Source organism: Mesorhizobium sp. M7A.F.Ca.CA.002.05.1.1 (assembly GCF_003998335.1).
GTDB lineage: Bacteria > Pseudomonadota > Alphaproteobacteria > Rhizobiales > Rhizobiaceae > Mesorhizobium.
Window position 1 is genome coordinate 1 of record NZ_RZQI01001089.1, and the last position, 1,768, is coordinate 1,768.

The following is a 1,768-nucleotide window of genomic DNA, read 5'->3' on the forward strand; positions in this document are numbered from 1 at the left end:
GATCTCGACGGCGGCGGCGTTTCGCTTCAGCCAGATGCCGGTCACGAAAATGGTGGCGGGGATCTTGTTGTCCACCAGCGCCGAAAGGATCCGGTTGTCGGTCTGTCCGCCGCACGCGTCGAGCGTAAGCGCCACACGGCCGGCTCCGCTCGCCTGCGACTTGATGTGCAGCGTCGGCTCGACGAGGGGCGCGGCATGGCTGGCGGATGCCATCGCCCACGACAGGGCGATCATGCAGAGACTTTTTTGCAGCAGGCGCATCAAACCGATTCCCGGACCCGTCATTTCAAGCAGGCATCCCAACGACCCGCATGAAGGCGGAAATCGGGATGGCGCATAGCAGAAAAGCGCTCCGCGACAATGTGACCGTTCCTGTGGCGAAGGGGGTCATTCCGCCGCGTCGAGGGTCGTGCATGCGACGCATGATCTCAGATGGCGTGTTCCAGTTTCATTTCGGTGCGCGAAAGAACCTCGCGCACCGCATCGACCACAGGCTTGACCTCCAGGCCCCAGACGCAGCATGCCTTGCTGGGATCTGGCGCGCGGCAGAGGTTTTCGGCCATGCAGGCGCAAGGCATCGGCGGCTGGAGCGAGATGCTGGGCACGCCGACGGGACCCCAGCGCGACGGCTCCGTCAGACCGAACAATCCGACAACCGGGGTTCCGGTGGCTGCGGCCATGTGCATCGGGCCGCTCTCATTGCCGAGAAACAGCCGGGCCTGTTTCAGCACCGCCAGCAGGCTTTCAAGCGACAGGTCACCGACGAGATTGACGACCGACGGCGCGGTCCTGGCGACGATACGTTCGGCGATCTCGCGCTCGTCCGGGCCGCCCACCAGGACTACGTCCAGGCCGGTCTCGCCGGCAATCTCGACGATCACTGCTGCAAACCGCTCCGGCTGCCAACGTCGGCCCTCGAAGCTTGCACCCGCATGTACCGCGATGAATGCGTTTGGCCTCAGATGGCGCTTACCCAGCAGCGCCAATGCTTTCGCCGTCTCCATTGGCAGCGGCTCAAGGTTTGGAATCACCGTGCGAAGTTCGATGCCGAGCGCTTCGAGCGGCGAGAGGTAGCGGTACAGGAAATGCTGACCATCAAAGCCGTAGGGCTTGGCAAAAACGTTGGCGGGCTGCCGCTCCAACATACGCAAGGGTCTTTCGGAAGGACTGTAACCGACACGGGTCTTGGCGTTGACGAGCCCGGTGACGATGCGCGACGTCTTCGAGTCGGTCAGGTCGATGGTCAGGTCGAAACGGAAGCGGCGCAACGCCCGCACCATGGCGTAAAGCTCTTTCCCGCGCTCCAAGGACGTGCCGCGCATGCGGTCGCGCCTGAATGTGACCACCTCGGAAGCTATATCATGGGCGATCACGAAGCTCTCGAAGCGAGCCTCGCACAGAAAGACGATGCTGGCGCCGGGGAATGCGAGCCGCAGGTTCTTGGCGAGCGCCGAGGCGAGGACGAGATCGCCTATGAACTTGGTTTGGACGACCAGGATCGAGTGGAACGGCGCGGGAGAAATCTGCAGCATCTGTTTCCGGGAGCAATTTGCGGATAGCCGCAAATTGGGCAGGAACAATGTCGAGATTGCGCGACGCCGCCAGCACGTTCGCGTGAATTGCCTTACAAAACGGTAAGCTGGATGGATCCTATCGGCGGCCTGCCTTCGCAACCAGCACCGCAGCCTGCGCGGCCGCCAGCCTGGCGATCGGTACGCGATAGGGCGAACAGGACACGTAGCCGAGGCCGACCTCTTCGCAAAAGCGG

The 1,768-nt window shown here is 63.0% G+C and carries 2 protein-coding genes; both read right to left on the reverse strand.

Features of this window, described 5'->3' with window-relative positions; genetic code table 11:
• A partial coding sequence (locus tag EN939_RS32775; RefSeq protein WP_164751447.1) for a polysaccharide deacetylase family protein occupies positions 1-261 on the reverse strand: 261 nt, incomplete at its 3' end.
• Between the two features lie 167 nt (positions 262-428).
• On the reverse strand, positions 429-1,532 hold the full coding sequence (locus EN939_RS32780; protein ID WP_127270460.1) for a glycosyltransferase family 9 protein: 1,104 nt from the start codon (positions 1,530-1,532) through the stop codon (positions 429-431).
• Positions 1,533-1,768 lie beyond the last annotated feature (236 nt).